This is a genomic window from Vibrio sp. 10N, assembly GCF_036245475.1.
Classification (GTDB): domain Bacteria; phylum Pseudomonadota; class Gammaproteobacteria; order Enterobacterales; family Vibrionaceae; genus Vibrio.
In genome coordinates, this window is the sequence record NZ_BTPM01000002.1 from 999,177 (window position 1) to 1,021,001 (window position 21,825).

At 46.3% G+C, this 21,825-nt stretch carries 20 protein-coding genes and 1 riboswitch; of the genes, 11 read left to right on the forward strand and 9 right to left on the reverse strand.

What is annotated here, in order from left to right; genetic code table 11:
* Position 1 precedes the first annotated feature (1 nt).
* Positions 2-667, forward strand: a complete 666-nt coding sequence (locus AAA946_RS20610) for a LutC/YkgG family protein (protein WP_338166624.1) — start codon at positions 2-4, stop codon at positions 665-667.
* 21 nt (positions 668-688) lie between these two features.
* Entirely contained in the window at positions 689-3,523 is a 2,835-nt protein-coding gene (locus AAA946_RS20615; RefSeq protein ID WP_338166625.1) for an FAD-binding and (Fe-S)-binding domain-containing protein, read from the forward strand.
* A 67-nt stretch (positions 3,524-3,590) separates the two neighbouring features.
* Here the strand turns inward: AAA946_RS20615 and AAA946_RS20620 are convergent, their stop codons facing one another.
* Positions 3,591-5,135 (reverse strand): hypothetical protein, encoded by a 1,545-nt coding sequence (locus AAA946_RS20620; protein WP_338166626.1) that lies wholly within the window; start codon positions 5,133-5,135, stop codon positions 3,591-3,593.
* Between the two features lie 287 nt (positions 5,136-5,422).
* Between AAA946_RS20620 and AAA946_RS20625 the strand changes: the two genes are divergently transcribed.
* A complete protein-coding gene (locus AAA946_RS20625; RefSeq protein ID WP_338166627.1) occupies positions 5,423-6,454 on the forward strand; it encodes a metal-dependent hydrolase in 1,032 nt (343 codons plus the stop codon).
* A 73-nt stretch (positions 6,455-6,527) separates the two neighbouring features.
* On the opposite strand, the gene AAA946_RS20630 is transcribed toward AAA946_RS20625, so the two are convergent.
* Positions 6,528-7,898 carry an NAD-dependent succinate-semialdehyde dehydrogenase gene (locus AAA946_RS20630; RefSeq protein WP_338166628.1) on the reverse strand — a complete coding sequence of 457 codons (1,371 nt, stop codon included), beginning with the start codon at positions 7,896-7,898 and terminating at the stop codon, positions 6,528-6,530.
* Between the two features lie 392 nt (positions 7,899-8,290).
* Here AAA946_RS20630 and AAA946_RS20635 point away from each other — a divergent pair, with 392 nt between their 5' ends.
* The gene (locus tag AAA946_RS20635) at positions 8,291-8,668 is read left to right on the forward strand and encodes a SirB2 family protein (protein ID WP_338166629.1); all 378 of its coding nucleotides are present in this window, start codon (positions 8,291-8,293) and stop codon (positions 8,666-8,668) included.
* Positions 8,669-8,681: 13 nt separating this feature from the next.
* Here AAA946_RS20635 and AAA946_RS20640 read toward each other — a convergent pair whose 3' ends face one another.
* Entirely contained in the window at positions 8,682-9,878 is a 1,197-nt protein-coding gene (locus tag AAA946_RS20640; RefSeq protein WP_338166630.1) for a GGDEF domain-containing protein, read from the reverse strand.
* A 441-nt stretch (positions 9,879-10,319) separates the two neighbouring features.
* Here AAA946_RS20640 and AAA946_RS20645 point away from each other — a divergent pair, with 441 nt between their 5' ends.
* Positions 10,320-10,658 (forward strand): helix-turn-helix domain-containing protein, encoded by a 339-nt coding sequence (locus AAA946_RS20645; RefSeq protein WP_338166631.1) that lies wholly within the window; start codon positions 10,320-10,322, stop codon positions 10,656-10,658.
* Between the two features lie 12 nt (positions 10,659-10,670).
* On the opposite strand, the gene mepA is transcribed toward AAA946_RS20645, so the two are convergent.
* The 5 genes from mepA to AAA946_RS20670 all read right to left on the reverse strand — a co-directional run bounded on the left by mepA (position 10,671) and on the right by AAA946_RS20670 (position 16,402).
* The gene (mepA, locus tag AAA946_RS20650) at positions 10,671-11,516 is read right to left on the reverse strand and encodes a penicillin-insensitive murein endopeptidase (protein WP_338166632.1); all 846 of its coding nucleotides are present in this window, start codon (positions 11,514-11,516) and stop codon (positions 10,671-10,673) included.
* Between the two features lie 314 nt (positions 11,517-11,830).
* Positions 11,831-12,838, reverse strand: a complete 1,008-nt coding sequence (locus tag AAA946_RS20655; protein WP_338166633.1) for an adenosine deaminase — start codon at positions 12,836-12,838, stop codon at positions 11,831-11,833.
* Between the two features lie 120 nt (positions 12,839-12,958).
* Positions 12,959-13,058, reverse strand: a riboswitch (purine riboswitch).
* A gap of 84 nt (positions 13,059-13,142) precedes the next feature.
* Entirely contained in the window at positions 13,143-14,543 is a 1,401-nt protein-coding gene (locus AAA946_RS20660; protein ID WP_338166634.1) for a glycoside hydrolase family 1 protein, read from the reverse strand.
* Between the two features lie 4 nt (positions 14,544-14,547).
* Entirely contained in the window at positions 14,548-15,456 is a 909-nt protein-coding gene (locus AAA946_RS20665; protein WP_338166635.1) for an ROK family protein, read from the reverse strand.
* A 49-nt stretch (positions 15,457-15,505) separates the two neighbouring features.
* Positions 15,506-16,402 carry an ROK family protein gene (locus AAA946_RS20670; RefSeq protein WP_338166636.1) on the reverse strand — a complete coding sequence of 299 codons (897 nt, stop codon included), beginning with the start codon at positions 16,400-16,402 and terminating at the stop codon, positions 15,506-15,508.
* A 270-nt stretch (positions 16,403-16,672) separates the two neighbouring features.
* Here AAA946_RS20670 and AAA946_RS20675 point away from each other — a divergent pair, with 270 nt between their 5' ends.
* A complete protein-coding gene (locus AAA946_RS20675) occupies positions 16,673-17,521 on the forward strand; it encodes a pirin family protein (protein ID WP_338166637.1) in 849 nt (282 codons plus the stop codon).
* Between the two features lie 138 nt (positions 17,522-17,659).
* Here the strand turns inward: AAA946_RS20675 and ppnP are convergent, their stop codons facing one another.
* Positions 17,660-17,941 (reverse strand): pyrimidine/purine nucleoside phosphorylase, encoded by a 282-nt coding sequence (gene ppnP, locus AAA946_RS20680; protein WP_338166638.1) that lies wholly within the window; start codon positions 17,939-17,941, stop codon positions 17,660-17,662.
* Between the two features lie 130 nt (positions 17,942-18,071).
* On the opposite strand from ppnP, the gene AAA946_RS20685 reads away from it, so the two are divergent.
* The 5 genes from AAA946_RS20685 (at position 18,072) to AAA946_RS20705 (ending at position 21,744) form a co-directional block, all read left to right on the forward strand.
* Entirely contained in the window at positions 18,072-19,391 is a 1,320-nt protein-coding gene (locus AAA946_RS20685; RefSeq protein ID WP_338166639.1) for an ABC1 kinase family protein, read from the forward strand.
* 237 nt (positions 19,392-19,628) lie between these two features.
* Positions 19,629-20,051: a DUF2850 domain-containing protein gene (locus tag AAA946_RS20690; RefSeq protein ID WP_445206128.1), complete on the forward strand. Its 423-nt coding sequence runs from the start codon at positions 19,629-19,631 to the stop codon at positions 20,049-20,051.
* 135 nt (positions 20,052-20,186) lie between these two features.
* Positions 20,187-20,483 carry a hypothetical protein gene (locus tag AAA946_RS20695; protein ID WP_338166641.1) on the forward strand — a complete coding sequence of 99 codons (297 nt, stop codon included), beginning with the start codon at positions 20,187-20,189 and terminating at the stop codon, positions 20,481-20,483.
* Between the two features lie 192 nt (positions 20,484-20,675).
* Entirely contained in the window at positions 20,676-21,431 is a 756-nt protein-coding gene (locus tag AAA946_RS20700; RefSeq protein WP_338166642.1) for a phosphatase PAP2 family protein, read from the forward strand.
* Positions 21,432-21,450: 19 nt separating this feature from the next.
* Complete coding sequence (locus AAA946_RS20705) at positions 21,451-21,744, forward strand: ArsR/SmtB family transcription factor (RefSeq protein ID WP_338166643.1); 294 nt, start codon at positions 21,451-21,453, stop codon at positions 21,742-21,744.
* Positions 21,745-21,825: the final 81 nt, after the last annotated feature.

Below are 21,825 nucleotides of genomic sequence, written 5' to 3' on the forward strand. Positions count from 1 at the left end.
GATGAACACCAGACTTGCCAAAGACAACATTCTTGGCCGACTCAAGCAAGCGAAGCGGAGCCCAAAATCGGCGGAGGAGTTAGCTTTTTTCCCTTGGGGCAGCCATCCAGATATCACTATGGATGATAAAGCCGAGCGCTTTGTCGACATGATGAGCGCCAACCATGCCGACGTTCGAACTATTCAACGCTCTGAGCTTACCCAAGCCTTGCGTGATGTAATGGACAGTTACGGTTTTAGTCGCGTTGCCATAGGCACTGCAGGCGAGTACATCCGTGATTTCGAAGATGCAGCTCAAGCCAAACAAGTAAAGCCATTCAACCAGAAGATAGAAGACTGGAAATCTGAGCTTTTTAACGACATTGATGTCGGCATCACCCATACACTCGGCGGCATTGCAGATACAGGCGCATTGGTCCTGTGGCCAAATGAGCACGAGCCTCGCACCTTATCGTTAGTACCACCAAGCCATATAGCGATCGTGAAAAAGTCAGCGCTGTACGGACACTTTTTGCAAGTGATGCAAGAAAACAATTGGGATCATTACATGCCGACCAATGCACTTTTAATTTCTGGTCCATCAAAAACCGCCGATATTCAACAAACGCTCGCCTACGGTGCCCATGGCCCGAGTCAGTTGATCGTACTGTTATTGGAAGACGAATAAGAACGTATAAAGGACACCAAGATGAATCACACACGCGACTATGAACTGCTCAAGCAGCAACTCGCTACAAGAATCGATTCCCAGCGTATCATCACTGGTGAAGCGGAGCGTCTAGCTTATGGTACCGATGCTAGCTTCTATCGACTGATCCCTCAGATCGTGCTGCGCCTTAAAGATCTCGATGAGGTGATATTTACTATCCAGTGTTGCCGTGAGCACAGTATTCCCTTCACGTTTCGCGCTGCTGGTACCAGTTTGTCAGGCCAAGCGGTGTCTGATTCGGTATTGATTGCTCTTACGGATGACTGGCGCGGACACACTATTCTCAATGAAGGCGCGAAAATCCGCCTTCAACCGGGTGTCATCGGCGCCGATGCCAACAAATACTTGCTCCCATTCCAACGTAAAATTGGCCCAGACCCAGCTTCTATCAACACCTGTAAAATTGGCGGTATTGCTGCGAACAACGCAAGCGGCATGTGCTGTGGCACCGCGCAAAACTCGTACAAAACTGTCGATAGTATGAAGATAGTTCTGAGTGATGGCACCTTGGTAGATACCGGAGACAAGGCAAGTATCGAGCGCTTTAAAGCGGACAAGCCTGAGTTTATTGAAGGGCTTAAGTATCTTGCAGAGACGACCAAGGCTAACGGTGAGCTCGCTGAGAAAATTGCTCACAAATACCGTCTAAAAAATACCACAGGCTACGCACTCAATGCGCTCGTTGATTACAGCGACCCAATCGAAGTCCTTGAGCATTTGATGATTGGCTCTGAGGGCACCCTAGGTTTCATTGCTGACATTACCTATAACACGGTCAAGGAACACAAATACAAAGCCTCAACTTTGCTGGTGTTCTCCGATATTGAAACTGCCAGCAAAGCGGTAGCAACCATCGCCAATACACCGGTTGCAGCCGTTGAAATGATGGATGGACGTGCTCTACGTTCGGTCGCGGATAAACCGGGAATGCCAGAGTTTATCCAGCAGCTAGACCTTGAAGCCACCGCACTCCTAGTTGAAGTTCATGCATCTTGTAAACACACATTAGACAGTCACACCGATACTGTAATGGCAGCACTAAACGATTACACCATCATTGAGTCTGTGCCATTCACGCTGGATCCTGCGACGGTTGCGACGCTTTGGGGCATCCGCAAAGGTATGTTCCCAGCGGTTGGTGCGGTTCGCGAAGTCGGCACTACGGTCATCATTGAAGACGTCGCTTTCCCCGTCGAAAATCTTGCTGCTGGCGTACGTGACTTGCAACAGCTCTTCGACAAATATCACTATGATGAAGCCATCATTTTTGGGCATGCACTAGAGGGCAACCTGCACTTTGTATTTACCCAAGGATTTGATAGTCAGGAAGAGATCGACCGTTACGGTGGTTTCATGGATGATGTGGCCGAGCTTGTTGCTGTTAAATATCAAGGTTCGTTGAAAGCTGAACATGGAACCGGACGCAATATGGCACCTTATGTGGAACTCGAATGGGGACAAGAAGGCTACGCACTGATGCAACAAATCAAAGCGCTGTTCGATCCCGAGGGCTTACTCAATCCCGGAGTGATCATTAACGACAACCCCCACTCACACATCGAAAATCTCAAACCTATGCCAGCCGCCGATGACATTGTGAATCGCTGTATCGAGTGTGGCTTCTGTGAACCTGTTTGTCCTTCACGTACCCTAACGTTATCACCTCGTCAACGTATCGTGCTATTTAGAGAGCTTCAACGCCGTAAAGCCGCGGGAGAGACTGTGGAAGCAACAGAGCTCGAACAGGTATTCGAATACCAAGGTATCGATACGTGTGCAGCGACAGGTCTTTGCGCCGACCGATGTCCTGTGGGCATCAACACTGGGGACCTTATCAAAAAGTTAAGAGAGCCAAAGTACAAAAAGTTCCGACCAATCGCTAAATGGACCGCAAATCACTTTACAGCGACCACTGCCATAGCTCGATTTGGTCTAAAAAGCGGCGCTGTCGCCACCAATATCCTCGGCCAAGAGCGTGTGGTTAAACTCGCTGAGGGGATGCGTAGAATTACCAACAATGCGACCCCTAGTTGGATACCAGAAACGCCAAACGGCGCCAAGTTCGATGCTGACCAGCTCTCTGACAATGCGGCGTCAAGTGATAAAAAAGTCGTGTACTTGCCCTCTTGTGCCAGCCGCAATATGAGCACTCAAGCCAATGCGTTTGATAAACGACCTTTAACAGAGGTGACAATGTCACTCATTACAAAGGCTGGGTTTTCAATCGTGACACCTGAATCACTCAGTGACCAGTGTTGTGGTATGCCTTATGACAGCAAAGGGATGACCGACATTGCTAAACAAAAGAGTGAACAACTTGAGCTTGCTTTGTGGGAAGCCTCTGAACACGGAAAATATCCTGTTTTGATGGACACCAGCCCATGTGCAAAACGCAGTATTGAAAACTTCACCAAGCCCATGACGGTCGTTGAACCTGTGAAGTTTGTCAGTGATTACCTGCTCAGCGAGTTGAGCCTAGCTCCGGTGGACGAGACCGTCATGCTTCATGTGACCTGCAGTTCTAGACGCATGGGTTTAGAGGCGCCAATGCTATCACTGGCACAAGCGTGCGCCCGCGAAGTCATCATCCCTGAACATATTCAATGCTGCGGCTGGGCAGGTGATAAAGGCTTTACGACCCCCGAACTCAACGAAGCCGCGGTCGAGCCCATCAAGACACAAGTACCGAAAGGGTGCACCCGAGGGTTTAGTAACAGCATTACCTGTGAAATTGGTCTCTCTCACCATAGTGGGGTGCCCTACCAATCAATTCTTTACCTTGTTGACCAAGTCGCATCGCCTGTTGTTCGATAATATCTGCACAGAAACTGACACTAAAAAGGGACGACCTCTCGTCCCTTTTTACCTGCAACTCACCTTATCAATAGACCGTATAACACACTCCCGTTAGATCAATCACAATCGGGTTCTTGGTGACAACCTGAAAGTTGACACAACTTGTGCTAGGTTGCGCACTGAAAAGAGTTAACTCGAGAAAAGGTTTGTCGATTGCCTGACCGTCGGCGTCAATCGGAAAATCCTGGGCAGAGAGATTGCCACAATATATTTGATTAGAGCTATTGATGACACATCCCAAATCACTCTTCAATTGCCACTCCCCAGCACCTTCAGGTAAGTTAGCAACCACAGAAAATGTTCCAACAACCGCCGCATATCGAGCATCGAATCCACCTGAAATCGTGAAGTCTACCTTCAAGGGTGTGCCGGCATCACCCGACACATCAAAAGGAGTGTAACTGATACCAACATACCCAGTCGGCATTAATGAGCTCGAGCTAGGGTTGGAGTCAACGAGCCATTCAATGTAGTTGCTAAACCCATCGCTATCAAAGTCCTCATCAGCATCATTTACATACGGCTCTAGTCCGTAATAACGCTCATAGCCATCCCACATTTTGTCGCCGTCGCTGTCTTTAAAGTCCAGTAACTCTGGAGTGACGGCCATCCAAGAAGGGATATCAACGTCGACAATTTCGGTGTTACTTGTCACCTCTTCTAGTCTTATTCTGGTTCGATAATCATAACGATTAAATGTGCCACCAATCGCCTCAGCTTTGCCAACATAGCGAAGCGAGCTAGCCTCATTAAAAAGCTCAAGCGTACCTTGAGCTATGACGTCCGTCAGCCCAAGATCTACCTGTTCAAAAACAACTTGATTGGCGATGATGACATCCTCGGATCGCAAATCCAAATATCCCAAATCGGCAAGGTAATAACGCCCAGAAATGCTGTACTTCGTCAAGTTAGAGCCGACACTGTCATCACTAACACAGCTTCGAGTCGTTTTGACATTTTTGAGATAGCGATTGAGACTCGGCTGATTCGAATTACTCACCAAATTTTGCGTCGTCGTGTGTTGGCAAGTGTTTGCACCACGCTCGATCAACTGACCGGTAAGAGAAACATAGTTGCCATCGTTGGAACTGGTTTTAAAATCATTAAAGGTAATCGTACTGTTGACAAGTGAAAGTGTGTTGGTATTTACGGCTTCGACATCCACTGTATAGCTACCATCAAAGACAGCCTGTCCACTACCGTCAACATCACATGCTTCAAATGTGGCTGTCACGGTACCCGTATAGGTGCTTGGATCGACACTACCCGTTATCCTTCCAAAGCCAAATGCACAACCAAAATCTTCATCCACGTTCGTCTGCACCGACACCGCCGATTGCGTCGACACTGAAATACTATCGGTGATAGGACTTTGATTTGACGACAATAATGACAAGGCTTGGCTTACCTCCGCCATATTATCGATAGTGACGATTGCTGGGGTTGTTTTGCCTTGATATGAGAGCTGAGGAGCTGGCGTTGCGCCTCCGCCTTCACCTCCATCACCGCCACCACATGCACCAAGTGAAATCGCGATACTGGTGATTAAAGTGGTTCGTACTGCATGCATTGTTTTCTTTCCTCAAGTTCATTTTGGAACGTAACTTAACAATGCAACGGCGCACATTTTGTGATTTTCATCCAAAAGAAACACGCAAATATGCTACCTAAGTTGCATATATTGGTGCTCAATTTCATTTCTTTGAGCGCCATCATAGTTGGTGCACTCACAACCCGTAACGCAAACCACGCCTGCCAGAGCATTTACTGGCTCACTACCTTGTCACTTCTGTCAATTTACTGCTATAGCTAACTGTATTCAGTGTCATTAATTCTCGGATGATCAAAGCGTTATTTATGGATCCATTGTCGCAAGGACTATTAGGCGCATCGTTGTCGATGTCAGCAAGTAAGCGAGCACGTTTTGCCGTCGCTGGTGTATTAGGGCTGCTTTCTGGGCTTGCTCCAGATTTGGATGTACTGATCCGCTCACCTTCTGATCCACTGTTGTTTTTAGAATTTCATCGCCAATTTACTCACTCATTGCTGTTCATCCCGATAGGAAGCCTAATTTGTGCTTGCCTGTTTTATCCTCTGATTGCCAAAAGGCACGGTTTCTCATTCAAACAGACTTGGTTCTACTGTTTCCTTGGCTACGCGACACACGGCTTATTAGATGCCTGTACTTCCTATGGCACGCAGTTGCTCTGGCCGCTAAGCAATGAGCGATTTGCTTGGAATAGCGTTTCAGTCATAGATCCACTTTTCACGATACCGCTGCTCGCCATATTGACTCTGGCAGCGTGGAAACGACATCCAGCCATAGCTCGAATTGGCTTCCTGTGGGCAATAACCTACCTCACTATTGGAATGATACAGAGAGAGCGCGCAGAGCACACTGGCTGGCAAATCGCCAAAGAGCGTCAACACCGCCCTGTTCAACTCGAGGCCAAGCCAAGTTTTGGAAACATTTTAGTTTGGAAGGTGATCTATGAAGACGGTGGTGATTTTTATATCGATGCGGTACGAGCAGGTCAGGACATTAAAGTTTATCTAGGAACGAAAGTAGCAAAGCTGGATATTGAAAGCAGTTTTCCGTGGTTAGATGCGAGTTCACAACAAGCAAGAGACATTCAGCGCTTCAACTGGTTTTCAGACGGATTTGTGGCGCTTAGCAGCAACGATGAACTACGCATTATCGACGTTCGATACTCTATTGTACCCAACGAATTAAATGCCCTGTGGAGCATAGAGTTAGCGCCAGCAGCGACAGCAGACCAACACGTCACCTATCATACCCACCGAAGCAGCCAAGCCGAAGATCGGCAGCGCTTTTATGACATGCTGCTGGGTAGAGAGGGATTTCTAGGCTCCCTTAATGAAAAATGAGTATGCCCAATTTGGTCTGGGCATACTCGATCCTTTTGACAAAGTGGTACTTAGCGAACGTTAAGTATCCGCGTTAGGCAATTCTGACCAGTTTCTTGTTTACAAATTCATCCAGTCCTAGTCGCCCTAACTCACGTCCAAAACCTGAATTTTTAATACCACCAAATGGCAAACATGCTTCGGACATTGAGAACGTATTAATGAACGATGCACCGCACTCCAGCGCCCCAGCAACCGCATGAGCGCGTTCGAGACATTCTGAAATCACAGCAGAGCTCAAGCCATATGAGCTGTGGTTTGCCAGTTCAATTGCGTCTTCATCACTGCTGACACGGTAAACCACCGCAATAGGACCAAACAACTCCTGATCAAAAACATCCATTTCCGGAGTGACATCAGCGATGATGGTCGGTTTTAGCCATGCTCCCGGAAGATCTTCAGACTCGCCACCCAGTACCAACGTAGCGCCCTGCTCTACCGCATGCGAAACTTGATTGAGAAGGTAGTCACGTTCTTGAACACTGACGACCGGAGCATAACCCGTTTGCGGATCCATTGGGTCGCCGGCTTTTAAGCTCGCCAACGCCGCAACAAATTTATCCATGAACTCGTCATAGATTTCTTCAGCAATAATAAATCGTTTAGCACTAATGCAAACCTGTCCTGAGTTGAACATTTTGGCGATAGCCGCAAGCTCCACCGCTTTATTCACGTCCGCATCAGCAAGCACAATAAACGGATCGTTGCCACCTAGCTCCATGACAACTTTTTTCAAGTGCTTACCCGCCAATGCCGCAACACTCGATCCTGCTTTTTCACTTCCGGTTAGCGATACACCCTGTACTCGCTCGTGAGCAATGACCAGCTCAGACTGGCTCGAAGCCATAAACAGATGCTGAACCAACCCTTGGGGTGCTCCTGCCTCTTCAAATAGTTCAGTAATCGCCTTTGCACACTGAGGAACATTCGAGGCGTGTTTAAATACCACACTATTGCCGACCATCAAGTTCGGTGCGATAAAACGGATCACTTGATAAAACGGGAAGTTCCACGGCATAACGCCATAGATAACACCCAGCGGATGATTTTGAATTTCCGCACGGCCCGTAGCCAGTTCTTCAATGGGCTCAGGAGCAAGGAAACGCTCGCCATGCTCTGCGTAATAACGACAAATTTGCGCACAAAGAGGGATTTCTAACGCAACACCTTGGCTATGCAACTTACCCATTTCCGTGGTCATTAATGCTGCATAATCTGCTGCGCGCTCTTCGAGTAGTGTAGCGACACGAGATAGCAGCTCTGCTCGCTCTCGGTGGGCTGTCGCTTTCCAAGTTTTGAACGCTGCCTGTGCCATATCGATGCGTTCGACAATTTGGGTATCTTGTAGCGTGTCGAAGCTTTGTTCTACGCGATTGGTGTAAGGATTCAGAGTTCTAATAGTCATGTTGTTTCTCCGGGGGACAAAGGGCGGCTCATGCCGTCTTACAAATAGTCATGCTATTTGCATTGTTTTTATTGTTAAAACAACATACACCTGGAAACAATCAATAAACAACCTGGTAAATTATTATCAATTTAAAAACAATATGGCTACTAGGCCTGTATTATGACAAATATTGATAGGTAAAGTATCTCTTCTAACTTATTATTGAGCCATCAACTAATCGTATGAATGAGTAGAAATACGAACATTGTTCGGCAGGCATCACGTTCTACAAACCTGATTAGGGGGATAAAAGAAACAATGAAGTAACACTTGATTTACATCAAAGATCCCTCCACCACTATTCCTTATCGTGACGACAGATAATTGTAAACACTATGTAAATGCTCTATATGTACACACTTCTTTTGAAAACGCACGTCACATTGGCACTGCTCAGCTTTATTAGCTTTATCATTCGAGCTTGGTGGGGTTTTAGCCATTCCGCATTGGTAGAGAACAAGTTTGCCTTGGTCATCCATCAAGTTCTCACCGCCTTTATGCTGCTTAGCGCAGCCGGTCTCTGCATGACTATTGGTCAGTTTCCACTGTCTAATCCTTGGCTGACTGAAAAACTTGGGCTCTTCATTCTCTATGCACTGAGCACTATGGTGATTTTTCAATTTTCGTTAGCAAAACGTACGCGGTTGATTGTGATGTTAGTGACGTGCGGTGTTTGGCTGACCATTTTTACTATTGGTAAGGCACACGCACCACTCCTGTTCGGATAACGATGCTGTTGTTTTAGACATTAGCCAGTAATTGAGCCTGATCCGACGCAGATTGAACGCAGTTACGTCCTGTTTGCTTAGCGCGATACAAAGCTTCATCCGCGCGAGCAACGAGCGCATCCCAGCTTTCATCAGGAAGTGACTCAGCAACACCAAAGCTGCAACTAACCTGAATGGGCAACCCATTCACCTTTACGTGGTCGGCAACGCGTTTACGCATCGACTCAGCGACGAACAACGCAAAGTCGATTGTTTGATGATTCAACACAATAATAAATTCGTCGCCACCAAATCGGTATATAGATTTTGGCGCGTTCGAAGTACCTTTTATTTGCTCTGCGACCGCTTTAATAACCTTGTCGCCAATAACATGGCCATAACGATCATTAATCAATTTAAACTTATCGATATCAAGCATAATAATGCTCTGTTTGTGTTTTAGCTTATCGCCATTATCGGTAAACGCTAGCGTATAACTATCCAATGCCCGGCGATTACGTAAATTGGTTAATGAATCAAAATAGGACAGCGCGTATATATCGTCGACTTGCCGTGCATTTATTAACCACAACATGCTAAAGCTCGATGCGACCGTCAGAAAGATGCTGAATAAAAAGGTCATTTTATGAACCAAATCAGCGCTCATAAAATGAAGAATTTCTGGGCTATCCCAAGTATAAAAAGCTCGAAACAACATGAACAAACCGTAAAAACCAAATGTCGCTGCCATGGTGAGCACCGCTGGTTTATAGTCTCGTTGTTTACCCACCAACACCACAAACGCGGTCGCCAGAGTAACGACAGCAATTGATAGCGCACTTACCAGAATGCGTTGATTTATTGAGTTCGCTTCATAGGTGAAGTAAAGATTGAATAGCAGTACAACTGGAATGACCCAACTGAAGCGCCGCGCAAACTGAATATCTACTCCACGGAACTGACACAACCCAACTAGAATCATGTGAAAAGAGATGGAAACCAAAGTATTAGCAGCAACAATCGAAACCCAGTCCGGAGCAACACCACGTAAGCTGATCAGTAAAGGACCACTGCCCATGACCAACAATGCCACTGCAAATAGCTTCAAGCCTTGAGTTTTTTCTTGTGTCTGTGAAAACAGCAACAAGCCAATACAGTATATGATGCTGAACAATATCATCACAAAATTCAACGTTCTCATATCCAGAGAAAACGCAGTCAACGTATCCATCCAACTCCTAGCTTAATAACCGTATTGATTTCCAGTCCAAATCAATTAACCAAAACTTCATTAACAAATGCTATACAACCAGACAGCAAATGGGGAATATTGCGTGTTTTTTGAGAAGTGCATCACTAACATTGTTATCAATACCTAGAATTTGCCGCCTCTTTAATCAAGATTGTTGCCGTTAATGTATTTTTCTCAATGACATAGCATGACTAGCTACTTATCTAAGGCTTGACAGTGAATGACCATAGGATTCTCACTCTATGAGAGTCGTTTCAGTGGCATAAAAAACTCCATCAAAATCTTGACGCGCATTTGTCCTCTACCGGACAGTAGCTTTACCTGACTTGCATGCGCCTGACAACCCAGCGTCCCAGCTAAGCTGAAATACGCGGCAGAAAAGGGAATGGGACAATTCCAATAAATGCAGGGGTTATATTGATGAACTTTACACAACAAGATACTGAAGCGCTTTACCGTGTCTGGATGTCACAAAAAGCAAAAATGCACATTACGCAAATGGAAGTGGCCAAGCGCCTAAACGTTAGCCAAATCGAGCTGTCTAACCGCCTTAACGGTAACAAACCTTTAGATGCAAATTTTGTTGACCGTTTTTGCCGACTACTGCATATCGATCCTTGCCACCACCTTCCCTCAATGCGTGGTCACTTTGGCGGCGAAACCGATCGAATTTTTAATACTCGGCTCACGGTAGATGGCGACATCACCAATATTCGTGTTGATGGCAATCAAGTGACGATTGAGTATCGCCTGCAATAACCAATGAGCAATCTAAGGCTCGGCCAGTAACGCAACACACTCTTGAAACTTCGGCTTTGAAACACGCTTTTTGGCAGGCTCTTTTTTCGTGACCTTGTCTGCTGGCTTCTTCTTAGCTGGAATGTAGGGCTTCCAAGAGGCCAGCTCTTGCCCACAACCGTCTCCCGGTGGTGGAGGGTTTTGAGCGATACATTGATTTTCCCCTTCAGGGCAATGCAACCGGACGTGAAAATGGTAGTAATGCCCCCACCATGGGCGCACTTTACGTAACCAAGTCCTATCTTTCCATGCGACGTCACAAAGCTGCTTTTTGATCAAAGGATGAACAAAAATGCGAGCAACACGCTCGTCAACGGCAGCTACCTGAAGCAGAAGTTCGTGATTTGTCGTCCACTTGTCTTGTTTAAATCGGTACTTCTCGATATCAACGACAGGATAAGGTTTAGGATCGGCCGCTTCGATAGCGTTGAGGGGCGCATTGGGCAGCCTGAGCCAGATATCAGCATCTAACCCCGTTTGATGGCTAGCATGACCAGAAGTAAAACGCCCACCTCTTGGCATTGAGATGTCGGCCACCAGCAAATGCCCGATACCCAAGTTATCCACCTTACGTGCTAGCTCGGTTAAATAAGCGATCATATCTCGATGGCCATAATAACGATTGCGTTGTGAGCGTATCACCTGATACCCCTCACCACTCAACGAGAGCTGCTGGCCTCCGGCTAAACAGCCATTAGCATAGCTACCAATCGAGTTCGATTCACCGGCACTTGGCACCGTGACTTCATCCCAGGAACGCTGCAACGCATAGCCATTAAAGGACACAACCAGTGACAGTAACCAAACTAACTTGCCCATCTCTTTCCCTCACTTTAGATGCCGAGAAGACGCTAAGTTAAGAATAGCTTGCCAACCTAGGCTTGCCCAACAACGACACCTATACGTTGTGAACCAATATGGTGCTACAGAAAGTGAAATGTTTCACAAAACTGCACGACAATGAGCGTTTGATAACGCCTTGTATTGCAGCTAATTACAGAACACGCTACAAATAAACCACTCAGTTGATTAACCAACCTCTGAGTCTACCACTCAAGTCGTCATTCCTTTTTTGAGGCTGCCACCTTTTTCGGGAGTGACGACTTAACTTTTTTAGTGCTGTATTTCGCTCATTACATAGCCGAGACCAAATAGTCTTCCACTTGCTGGCGATACGCTTGCTTCAACGCCTCATCAATAAAGCTGGCATCAATGGCATTGAGTGTAAATTGTGCTAACTCTCTATGCGTCAAGAAGTGAGCTTGACTGACAGCAGCAAAATTATCCGTCATGTAGCCCCCAAAGTAGGCCGGATCATCGGAATTTATCGTCACAGCCACGCCCTTTTTTAGTAGCTCGACAATATTATGATCCTGCATAGATTCGAACACGCGCAGTTTTATGTTTGACAAAGGACAGACCGTGAGCGGCATCTTAGATTCGATGAGTTCAGCGACCAGCGCCTCGCTTTCAACACAACGCACGCCATGATCAACTCGACTGACACCAAGCATTTTTATCGCATCAACGATGTTTTGTGCAGGCCCCTCTTCTCCTGCATGTGCGACGGTTAAAAAGCCCTGCTCTCTTGCCATCTCAAACACTCGGGCAAACTTCTCTGGAGGATGACCTTGCTCGGAAGAATCCAAACCAACGCCAATGATTTTATCTTTATAGGGTAAAGCACGTTCAAGCGTTTCAATCGCCGCCTCTTCAGATAAGTGGCGTAAAAAACACATGATGAGCTGAGTGCTGATATTCAGTTTTTCCTGACCATCCTGAAGTGCTCGGTCTATACCGTTAATCACAGTCGCAAAAGCGATGCCTCTGTCAGTGTGGGTTTGCGGATCAAAGAAAATTTCGGAGTGAATTACATTATCACGCTGACAGCGCTCTAAATACGCCCACGTCAAATCGTAGAAATCTTGCTCAGTTTGCAGAGCATTGGCACCTTGATAGTAAATATCGAGAAAGGATTGCAAATCATCGAACTCATACGCTTTGCGAAGCGCTTCTGGCGAGTCGTAAGGAATGTCGATTTGATTACGTTTTGCCAAATTGAAGAGGAGCTCTGGTTCAAGAGAGCCTTCGATGTGAAGATGTAGCTCGACCTTTGGGAGACCTTGAATAAATGCGTTCATATACCACCTATTATGCTTATGAGAGCCGAAACGGCTTTTGGGGCTTGCGGATGCACTTACTCTGAGTATAGGAACAGATGAAGGGAAATTTCTAACGCCAATACAAAGAGTAAAGACAGCAATGCCATCCTAACTCTTCGTAATCAGCACTTTTCGGGAACTGGTAGAGACCCCCAAACCATATTATTGGGGTTATACGAAGCAGAAAAAACTTTATCAAATTCAAGCCACAATTGATAGAGGTATCAGTCCACCATAAAGCCCAAAACAGCTTAAGGCATATGCACACCAAGTGCTGACAGGTTTACTCGATTTCAAACGAGCCCGTCGTCGCTAGTTCTTTAAACCAAACCCCATGTTTCTTAGGGATTCGGTTGCCAGTCTCTAGATCCAAGCGGAAGAAACCATAACGACGTTTGAACGAGTTCAGCCAAGACCAGTTATCGATAAAGGTCCACTGGTGAACACCAAAGCAGTTTGAGCCCTCTTCAATCGCTTTGTGAAGCTGAACTAGATGCTCTTTCATTAAGCCCGTGCGGAAGGAATCGTCAATCAGACCGTCGGCGCCTGGCTCTCCTTCTGATTCTAGATCCATTGCAATGCCAATTTCAGCAAGATACCAAGGAATGTTGCCATAGTTCTCTTGGACATTTTTCGCAATATCATAGATAGCCGTCGGCAAGATTTCGTTATTGTCACGATATGGGTTGAATCGACCTTCTGGGTTTACGTAGTTCTCAAAGTAGACCTCTGGCGTAAAGTAATCTAAGTCGTACTCAGCTTCACGCGCTTTCACGCGGCGCGGAACATAATAGTTAACGCCAAGGAACTCGACCTTCGCGGTTGTAATCGCGGTAATCTCTTCCGCTGTCGCTTCAGGCGTTAACCCTTGCTCAGCCAATACATCACACAGCTCTTGAGGGATTTCGTTTTTCACCATTGGATCTAGAAAGCTGCGATTAAACAAAAGGTCTGCATACCATGCCGCTTTTTTGTCTTCCTCACTGTCGTTTCGCGTGTATGACGGAGTTAGGTTAAGCACGATACCAATTTGCGAGTTTTCCAGCTGCAACCCGTTAAAACGGTGTACCGCTTTTGCGTGAGCAAGCATGATGTTGAAGGCCACTTGAACCGCGAGCTTACCATCCTTCTTGCATGGGTAATGGAAGTCATACAAGTAACCGCCTTCTACTGGCACGATTGGCTCGTTAAACGTAATCCAGTACTTCACTTTGTTGCCGAAGAGTTTAAACGCCGTCTCTGCGTAGTCTGCAAAAAGATCGACCACTTTCTTTGACTCAAAACCGCCGAACTTTTCTTGAAGTTCGGCCGGCATGTCGAAGTGGTAGAGGTTCATCATCGGCTCTATGCCATTAGCGATCATTTCATCAATGTAGTTGTTGTAGAACTCGACAGCGTCCTGGCATACCTCGCCAGTTTCGTAGTCTTTTATCAGTCGAGACCACTGAATAGAAGTACGGAATGAATTGAAGCCGACCTTTTTCATGTCCTGCACATCTTCTTTGTAACGGTGGTAGGTATCCGTTACCGTTTGAGAGCTGATGCCACGATAAAAACGTTCTGGGCTTTGTTGGTGCCAAAGATCCCAAATAGAATCATTGGCTTTATTTGTGGTGCCTTCTGTTTGAATGCCAGACGCAGCCGCGCCCCACAAAAAATTTTGCGGAAAAGTGTATGTCGTCATCTTACTAACCTTGTCTATTCAGAAAATGTTTCAAAGCGCCAATCAGATTGGCGTCGTTACCAAATTGTGTCAGTGCGGGAACTGGACGTATTCGAGCAATTGGGATCCAAGCTTGCAGCTCGTCCAGCTTGCGATTGATATTGTCAATTAATCGAGGGCTACGGCTGACCGCCCCTCCTAACAGAATGCGTTTCGGATCCAAAGAGTACTGAACATTAAAGAGAATCGTTGCCAGATCGCCATACCATTGTTCGACCAACGGCAGTACATCGTTGTCACCCTGCTCGTAAAGGGAAAACACTTTAACACCATCGAAATCTTCGACTTTTTGATTCTTGGCCAGTGCCACGTTTTCAACAAGAGCTCGAGTGGATGCGGCGTTCGAATAGGTAATCGGCTGCCCTTGTTCAAAACGGAGTATGCAATAGCCAAATTCCCCGGCATGCAAGTGCGTCCCTTTGATGACTGCACCATCACGCACGATGGCGCCACCTATCCCAGAGCCCAGTACTAGCAGGCAAAACTCGTCATCTTCTTTTCCAGCCCCGAGCCAGTCTTCTGCAAGTGCCGCGCAGCAGCCATCGTTTTCTAGCTCAACTGGCAGGTTGAACCGAGTTTGGTATAAAGATCTGACATCGATGTCGTGGATATACGGTAGAGCACTTGCCCCTTCTATCACCCCAGAGTCCACATTGACCGCTCCACAAGTGCTAATCGCGATTCCTTTTAGTGCAAATCGTGCGGCAAGCTCATCGAACAAAGGGGTAAACGTGTCGAGCCACTGCTCATAAGTGTCAGCTTGGCTAGCAAGCGAAAATCGCTCATGGATTTGAGCATCACGCGACATGACGGCACCTTTCACCGAAGAGCCACCAAAGTCTAGAGTTAGAAACAAATCGTCTTTTTGCGTCATAGTGGTTTTCATCAACTCGTTAGGTTTGTGAAAGAGTCAATAGCTCTAACTAAAGCGTGTGCAAGAATGCTGCGCCCCGCACACCAGACGAGTCACCATGTACGCTTTTGACAACCTGAGTCGTGACCGATTTTGTGAAGGTGTATTTCGAGAGCTTTTGCTGAACCAAAGGGTACACTTCGTCTACGTTTGACATCCCACCACCAAGCACGATGACTTCAGGGTCGACAAAGTTCACAATAGCAGCCAAAGTTCGAGCGAGCTGATCACAGTACAAATCGAAGTGCTCAATCGCTCTGTCATCACCTCTTTCATAGAGATCCATAATTTCTCTAGAATTTGCAGGTTCATACTTTTCTGCGAATGTACGAGCAAAGCCCGTACCGGAAACAAAAGACTCTGCGCAGTTCATCGAGCCGCAATAACACTGGTGAGGATTACCATCAATCTCTGGGTTAAAGTTAGGGAGTGGATTGTGTCCTAGCTCGCCACCGAGTTTATTAAGGCCAGTCACTAAGCCATTGTTGATCACAACGCCGGCGCCGCAACCCGTTCCAATGATGACGGCGACACAGGAGTTGGTCGCGTGCTTTGCGGCGCCATCTTTATATTCAGAGAGCGCAAGACAATCTGCATCATTCGCAATAGCAACCGGAACGTCGATCTGCTTTTGAATATCACCAATAAAGTCCTGTCCATTCAACACCGACACGTTTGCACCCTGCATCAGGCCGTCATTGCCGACAGAACCACAGCAGCCTATGCCAATAGATTCGATATCCCCATGTTGGCTTACAGTATCAATCACCGACATCACAGCTTGTAAGAACTCTGAATAACTGTTTTTTGCCGTTGGCTCACGATGAACAACCAAGGTCTCGTAGCTGTTGGCATCCAGTCCCACACCCTCTATTTTTGTGCCACCGATATCTAATCCTACTATCATCTTCTACTCTCTTGATTTGTTTGTTCGCCAATCATTAAACGTGGGGCCATCAACATCTCGTTGGGTTGATTCTAATAAACCAAATTTTCGGTCTGTTCTAAAGGACGAGACCCTCAAAATTACGAACAAGTCACAAAACTATATAGTTTTACAAATATACGCATGTAGTTTTTAGTTCAAACTATTTGAACGTCTCTTTCACATTTCCACTCTGCTCTTTGTATCTCCGGAGATCTATAGTTTGACTATCAGATAACAAGGAGGTCCCAAATGACTTCATTAAGAACCATTCAACAGATCATTCCATCGCACGCTACCTCTGATGGTGATGGGGTAAAAATTCGTCGCGTACACGGCTTTGATAACCAAGCGTTTTCGCCATTTCTTATGATTGATGAGCTAGAGTCCGACGACAAGAAAGACTACGTGGGCGGCTTTCCTCCACATCCACATCGAGGAATTGAAACCCTTACCTATATGATGCAAGGCCACTTCCAGCATCGCGACCATATGGGTAACGTGGGCGAGCTGCGCTCAGGTGGCGCGCAGTGGATGGCAGCAGGCCGTGGTGTGATTCACAGTGAAATGCCAATAATGGATGAAGGGCAGCTGCACGGTTTTCAAATTTGGATCAATCAGCCGGCCAAAGACAAAATGAAGCCAGCCCAATACCATGATTTTCAGCCAGAAACGATTACCGAATACCAAAAGTCAGGAGTCGGCCTCATTCGCCTATTAGCAGGATCATTCACTGTGGATGGTCAAACATTGTCAGGGCCGCTTACACAAACTAGCGCAGTCGCCACTGTCGCAGATTGGCGCGCACAACACGGTGAGCTACTCACTGTAGCTACGCCAGAACATCACAACGCCATGTTGTATGTGTACCAAGGTGAAGTTTCAGTGGCTGAGAAAAAGTTGCGAAAAGGTGAACTTGCACTAGTCTCAAAAGGAGAGGCGATGGAGATTAATGCGAGAGAAGACACAGGGTTACTGATATTTGTCGGCGAGCCTATTAATGAACCCGTTGTGCACTACGGGCCGTTTGTAATGAATAGCAACGAGGAGATCCAACAAGCTATCGATGACTACAATCGTGGTGAATTTGAACGTTACTGAGATTTGTACTTAAACAGCAAGCTTTAATTTTGACACTCCAATCCACTGCCTGAGTGTAACGCATCGACCAACTCCGTCGATGCGTTCTTTTATTTGCGTCGCAAGGCCTACTATACCTTAACTTTACATTGTAAATATTTACAAGTATTCACACAGATAAGCGGTCGCTTGTTCCACTTTCAAATCAAAGCTCGAGTCCCCTTCAACGTCAAACGCCTGACCTGCTCTGTAAGTAGTCCACTGATCACTGTTGGCAAGGCGAACGATTAGCGCGCCTTTAACAACGGTCATCTTCTCCGGTGCAGCCGTTCCGAAGGTATACTCTCCCGGCGCCATCACACCAACACTGCTGTCGCCATCCGCTTGTGTAAAGCCGAGTGATTTAACGTTGCCTTCAAAATAAGTGTTTTCTTTAATCATAATAACTTCCTTGTAATTAACTTTTGGCAAAACATCGTTTTACCTCACAAAGATAGCGAAAACAAGTCATTGATCACTTGCTAGTCTGCGATGGTATAAATATTCACAATCCATTAATTAGAGACAAGCTATGTCCAATCAGGAAAGTAAAGTCCCAACAAACCGCATTACTCGCTTTGGAAAACTCGCCTCTCTGGCGACTCGGGTGACCGGCTCTATGGTAACAGAGGGCGCTAAGCAATTTGCTCAAGGTAAGCGCCCCAAGGCTCGGGAGCTACTTCTTACCCCCAGCAACGTCAAACGGGTTGCAGACCAACTGGCACACCTTCGCGGCGCAGCCATGAAAGTGGGGCAATTAATGTCGATGGACGCGGGGGATCTTATTAGTCCAGAACTTGCAGATATTCTCTCGCGATTGCGTTCCGATGCCTCTCCAATGCCAGCCAGTCAGCTATCATCCGTGCTCTTACAAGAACTGGGCAGCAACTGGAAACAAAACTTTATTGAATTCAACTTTAAACCTATCGCTAGCGCCTCTATAGGCCAGGTTCATCAAGCCCACGCCGACGATGGCACCAAACTGGCAATTAAAGTGCAATATCCGGGGATCAAACAAAGCATCGATAGCGATGTTGACAATGTGGGTACCCTGCTCAATGTAGTCGGCCTGATACCCAAAGATGTAGATTACAAAGGACTGCTGGAAGAAGCTAAAAAGCAGCTTCATGCTGAGGCCGATTATTTGCTGGAGGCGAAATTGTTGCGCCAATTTCGCCACTACCTCGAACATTACCCGCAGTTCGTTTTGCCCGACGTTCGTGACGAACTCACAACGGATAACGTGCTGGCTATGACTTATGTCAGCGGTGTCGCTATCGAGTCTTTAGTGAACAGTAGCCAAGAGACACGAGATCGCGTCGTCGCCTTATTGCTTGAATTACTGTTTAAAGAGATTTTCGATTTCAAATTAGTACAAACGGACCCTAACTTCGCTAACTTCCTTTTCGATGAACAACAGCAGAAAGTCGTGCTCCTCGATTTTGGCGCAACCAGAGCCTACGACGACCGAATCAGCGATGGCTATCGTCTTGCTTTTAGTGCCATTCTGGACGAAGACGATGAGGCACTCTATCAAGCTCTGCAGCAAATTGGGTTCTTCACTCAGCACATTCTTCCCGCTCAAAAAGAAGCGGTTGTAAATTTGGTGAAACTTGCAGGCGAGCCGCTCAAACATCAAGGAAAATATGACTTTGGCAGTAGCAACCTAGCACAACGTATCAGTGAAGCTGGCACCGTGATCAGTATGGAGCAAGATTATTGGCATACCCCACCCGCGGATGCGTTGTTTTTGCATCGTAAGATTGGCGGTCTGTATCTGCTGGCCGCTAGACTCAAAGCCAAAGTCGATGTAAACCAGCTATTCGTGCCGTTTAGGTTGACCGAAGTCTAGAAATAACAAAGTATTACAAAGGTTAGCTGTCTCCCGTGTGCCGCTCACGCTAAGTTGACTAATAAGAAAACATCATCGATTAGACAACATGATGTAAAGTTATCTGACCATTGGTCGATATGATAACTAGATGCGAACAACAAGACGAATAAGACATTAATCTTCAACTTAACGACAAGGAAGGTCGAGTTAATGACAAGAATCAGAGCAAGAGCAACCCCAAACAGAGATAGCTACATGCTGGCCGTCATTCTGGTGGGTTTTATTGTGCTCTCCGCGCTGCTTGGCTTCGCGTTTTACAATAGCCACCAAAACCATATCTCTCCTAAGCGGGTCTATGGTAATTGGATCGAAATCGGCGCTCCAAAGCAGAGTACCGAGATCCTAAGTTTTTCTGATGCTGGCGCATTGCGTAACCATAGATTGATCACCACTTCATTCGAATTTGATGGTCGTATTATCCGTTTAGAGACTGGCAGTGGTCTCTGGGTTTATGAACGCGTTGGCACTCCTCGCTCACCTCAACTTCGTCGCGTAACTCCGGCACTGCCACCACAACGTTTTATTCTCGAAGGCTACGAAGATACTGTACCAATGGACGGGTATAACCCAACACAAAACCGACGCTCTGCATTAAGAGAACACTTCTCAACAAATTAATGTAAACCAGGCGCTTTTGTGCACCTTTATTTGACTGGCATCAAGCTTCACTTTAATTTCATACAGGATAGCCAAATCCTCTCCTAAACTCGTTAATAGACTCAAAGGGATCGATTCTTTCTAAAGGAGAGAGCTATGATAAAAACACACCACAATTTCCTGCTAAGTGGCAGCCCACAACGTCACGCTCACGTACACGTTAACCCGGTAGGCGAAGTCGATGTCGATATCGTTGAGTTGGACGAGCACCACAATACCGAATTCACAGCTCTGAAGTTCCAACGCTCACAGCATTCAACATTGTTAAAAGGAATGGAAATCAGCGACCATAAATCTTGGCAAATTTCCCTAAACAATAGAGATGCCGATGAGCTGAATAAGATTATTGAGCGCGCCAATGAAGACTTCGAACAGCTGATGCGTGACCTGTAGGGTTTTAAGGCACAATACCGACAGCAAAGCGAGCAACAAAGTTGCTCGCAAAGTAGCTTTATATCGTTCAATACTGACAAACAAACGTGTAAGCGTTTCGAAAAATCGCATTCAAAGAAAATTATGACATTTCCTTGAATTATCCAGCCAATCTATCGAATACCCTACCCTCCTCTGTTTCACCAATATTTTATGCCCACTATGCCAAGCCTACGTCTTAATCAATTGCGCTTTTTCACTCAAAGTAAGCTATTCGGTATCGGTTGCCTCGCCATCGTTGCGACCATTCTCTACATTATTTCGCTACTCCTTTATCCGTTTGAACTTACGACGCCAGTCAGCAACGAGCTCGGCGTTACGATGCAAGTATTGTCTTATTCCGCTGGTCACCAGGGCTTTTTGTTTACGCTTGCCATCCTTGGTGTCACGACTCTTTGGGTGACACGATCCACGCCACATAGACTGATCCTCATCGCTCAACTGGCGTTGCTTTTGATACTGAGTTTTGGGGCTAAAACAGTCTTAAAGCAATGGACAGAAAGCCCTAGGCCTTACACTTACGAATTGGCAGAAGAAGGGCTTATTTCCTCACCTCAACAGTTTTACACTCTCGATAGCAAGGTTCAAAATCAGATCATCATCCTTGCCAGTGATGAAGTCAGTGATTGGCGCACCAAACATTGGTTGGGAGAAACCGACTATTCTTTCCCCTCTGGTCACACCATCTTCGTTGCAGTCTGTGTTCTGTTTTTTGCCGGACTCTTTGCTAGCCATCAGCATAACCTACTAGCTTGTCTGGTCATGTTGTGGGCAGTGGCTGTCGCTTCAAGTCGACTTTGGCTTGGTATGCATCGTCCAGAAGACTTGTTCGCTTCGCTAGCATTTGCTCTGGTGCTTTTCTTGATTGTCCCTAGCGCTAGTCATAGATTTCCATTACTATCGAAATAGTCATCGTGGGGAGAAATACATGCAGATCGAAATTGCAGCAAAAGCCTTAAAAGAGTTAGGTCACGTCACTCGCCTTGCCATCTATCGCCAAGTGGTAAAAGCGGGCCGACAAGGTATCCCAGTGGGAGAAATACAAGAGCGATTAAATATTCCAGGCTCTACCTTGTCGCATCATATTTCTAGTTTAGCATCGGCAAACTTAATAGAGCAGCGCCGTGAAGGCCGAACACTATTTTGTGTTGCCCAATATGAGCACCTTGCTGGCGTAATTGACTTCTTGCAAGACGAATGTTGTGTAGATGAAAAGTGCTAATCAATAGCACTTTTTAATACTTCCATCACTAAAAATACAAAACTGAGTACGATATACCTCAACAAAATAAACACCTCATTT

Coding starts and splice junctions, on each gene's coding strand:
- mepA (WP_338166632.1), bottom strand. CDS start 11,516: ATGGGCAAGTTAGTTTGGTTACTGTCACTGGTTGTGTCCTTTAATGGC.
- AAA946_RS20635 (WP_338166629.1), top strand. CDS start 8,291: ATGTACACACTTCTTTTGAAAACGCACGTCACATTGGCACTGCTCAGC.
- AAA946_RS20630 (WP_338166628.1), bottom strand. CDS start 7,898: ATGACTATTAGAACTCTGAATCCTTACACCAATCGCGTAGAACAAAGC.
- AAA946_RS20640 (WP_338166630.1), bottom strand. CDS start 9,878: ATGGATACGTTGACTGCGTTTTCTCTGGATATGAGAACGTTGAATTTT.
- AAA946_RS20610 (WP_338166624.1), top strand. CDS start 2: ATGAACACCAGACTTGCCAAAGACAACATTCTTGGCCGACTCAAGCAA.
- AAA946_RS20705 (WP_338166643.1), top strand. CDS start 21,451: ATGCAGATCGAAATTGCAGCAAAAGCCTTAAAAGAGTTAGGTCACGTC.
- AAA946_RS20620 (WP_338166626.1), bottom strand. CDS start 5,135: ATGCATGCAGTACGAACCACTTTAATCACCAGTATCGCGATTTCACTT.
- AAA946_RS20625 (WP_338166627.1), top strand. CDS start 5,423: ATGGATCCATTGTCGCAAGGACTATTAGGCGCATCGTTGTCGATGTCA.
- AAA946_RS20690 (WP_445206128.1), top strand. CDS start 19,629: ATGCTGGCCGTCATTCTGGTGGGTTTTATTGTGCTCTCCGCGCTGCTT.
- AAA946_RS20685 (WP_338166639.1), top strand. CDS start 18,072: ATGTCCAATCAGGAAAGTAAAGTCCCAACAAACCGCATTACTCGCTTT.
- AAA946_RS20645 (WP_338166631.1), top strand. CDS start 10,320: ATGAACTTTACACAACAAGATACTGAAGCGCTTTACCGTGTCTGGATG.
- AAA946_RS20700 (WP_338166642.1), top strand. CDS start 20,676: ATGCCCACTATGCCAAGCCTACGTCTTAATCAATTGCGCTTTTTCACT.
- AAA946_RS20660 (WP_338166634.1), bottom strand. CDS start 14,543: ATGACGACATACACTTTTCCGCAAAATTTTTTGTGGGGCGCGGCTGCG.
- AAA946_RS20695 (WP_338166641.1), top strand. CDS start 20,187: ATGATAAAAACACACCACAATTTCCTGCTAAGTGGCAGCCCACAACGT.
- ppnP (WP_338166638.1), bottom strand. CDS start 17,941: ATGATTAAAGAAAACACTTATTTTGAAGGCAACGTTAAATCACTCGGC.
- AAA946_RS20655 (WP_338166633.1), bottom strand. CDS start 12,838: ATGAACGCATTTATTCAAGGTCTCCCAAAGGTCGAGCTACATCTTCAC.
- AAA946_RS20665 (WP_338166635.1), bottom strand. CDS start 15,456: ATGACGCAAAAAGACGATTTGTTTCTAACTCTAGACTTTGGTGGCTCT.
- AAA946_RS20615 (WP_338166625.1), top strand. CDS start 689: ATGAATCACACACGCGACTATGAACTGCTCAAGCAGCAACTCGCTACA.
- AAA946_RS20675 (WP_338166637.1), top strand. CDS start 16,673: ATGACTTCATTAAGAACCATTCAACAGATCATTCCATCGCACGCTACC.
- AAA946_RS20670 (WP_338166636.1), bottom strand. CDS start 16,402: ATGATAGTAGGATTAGATATCGGTGGCACAAAAATAGAGGGTGTGGGA.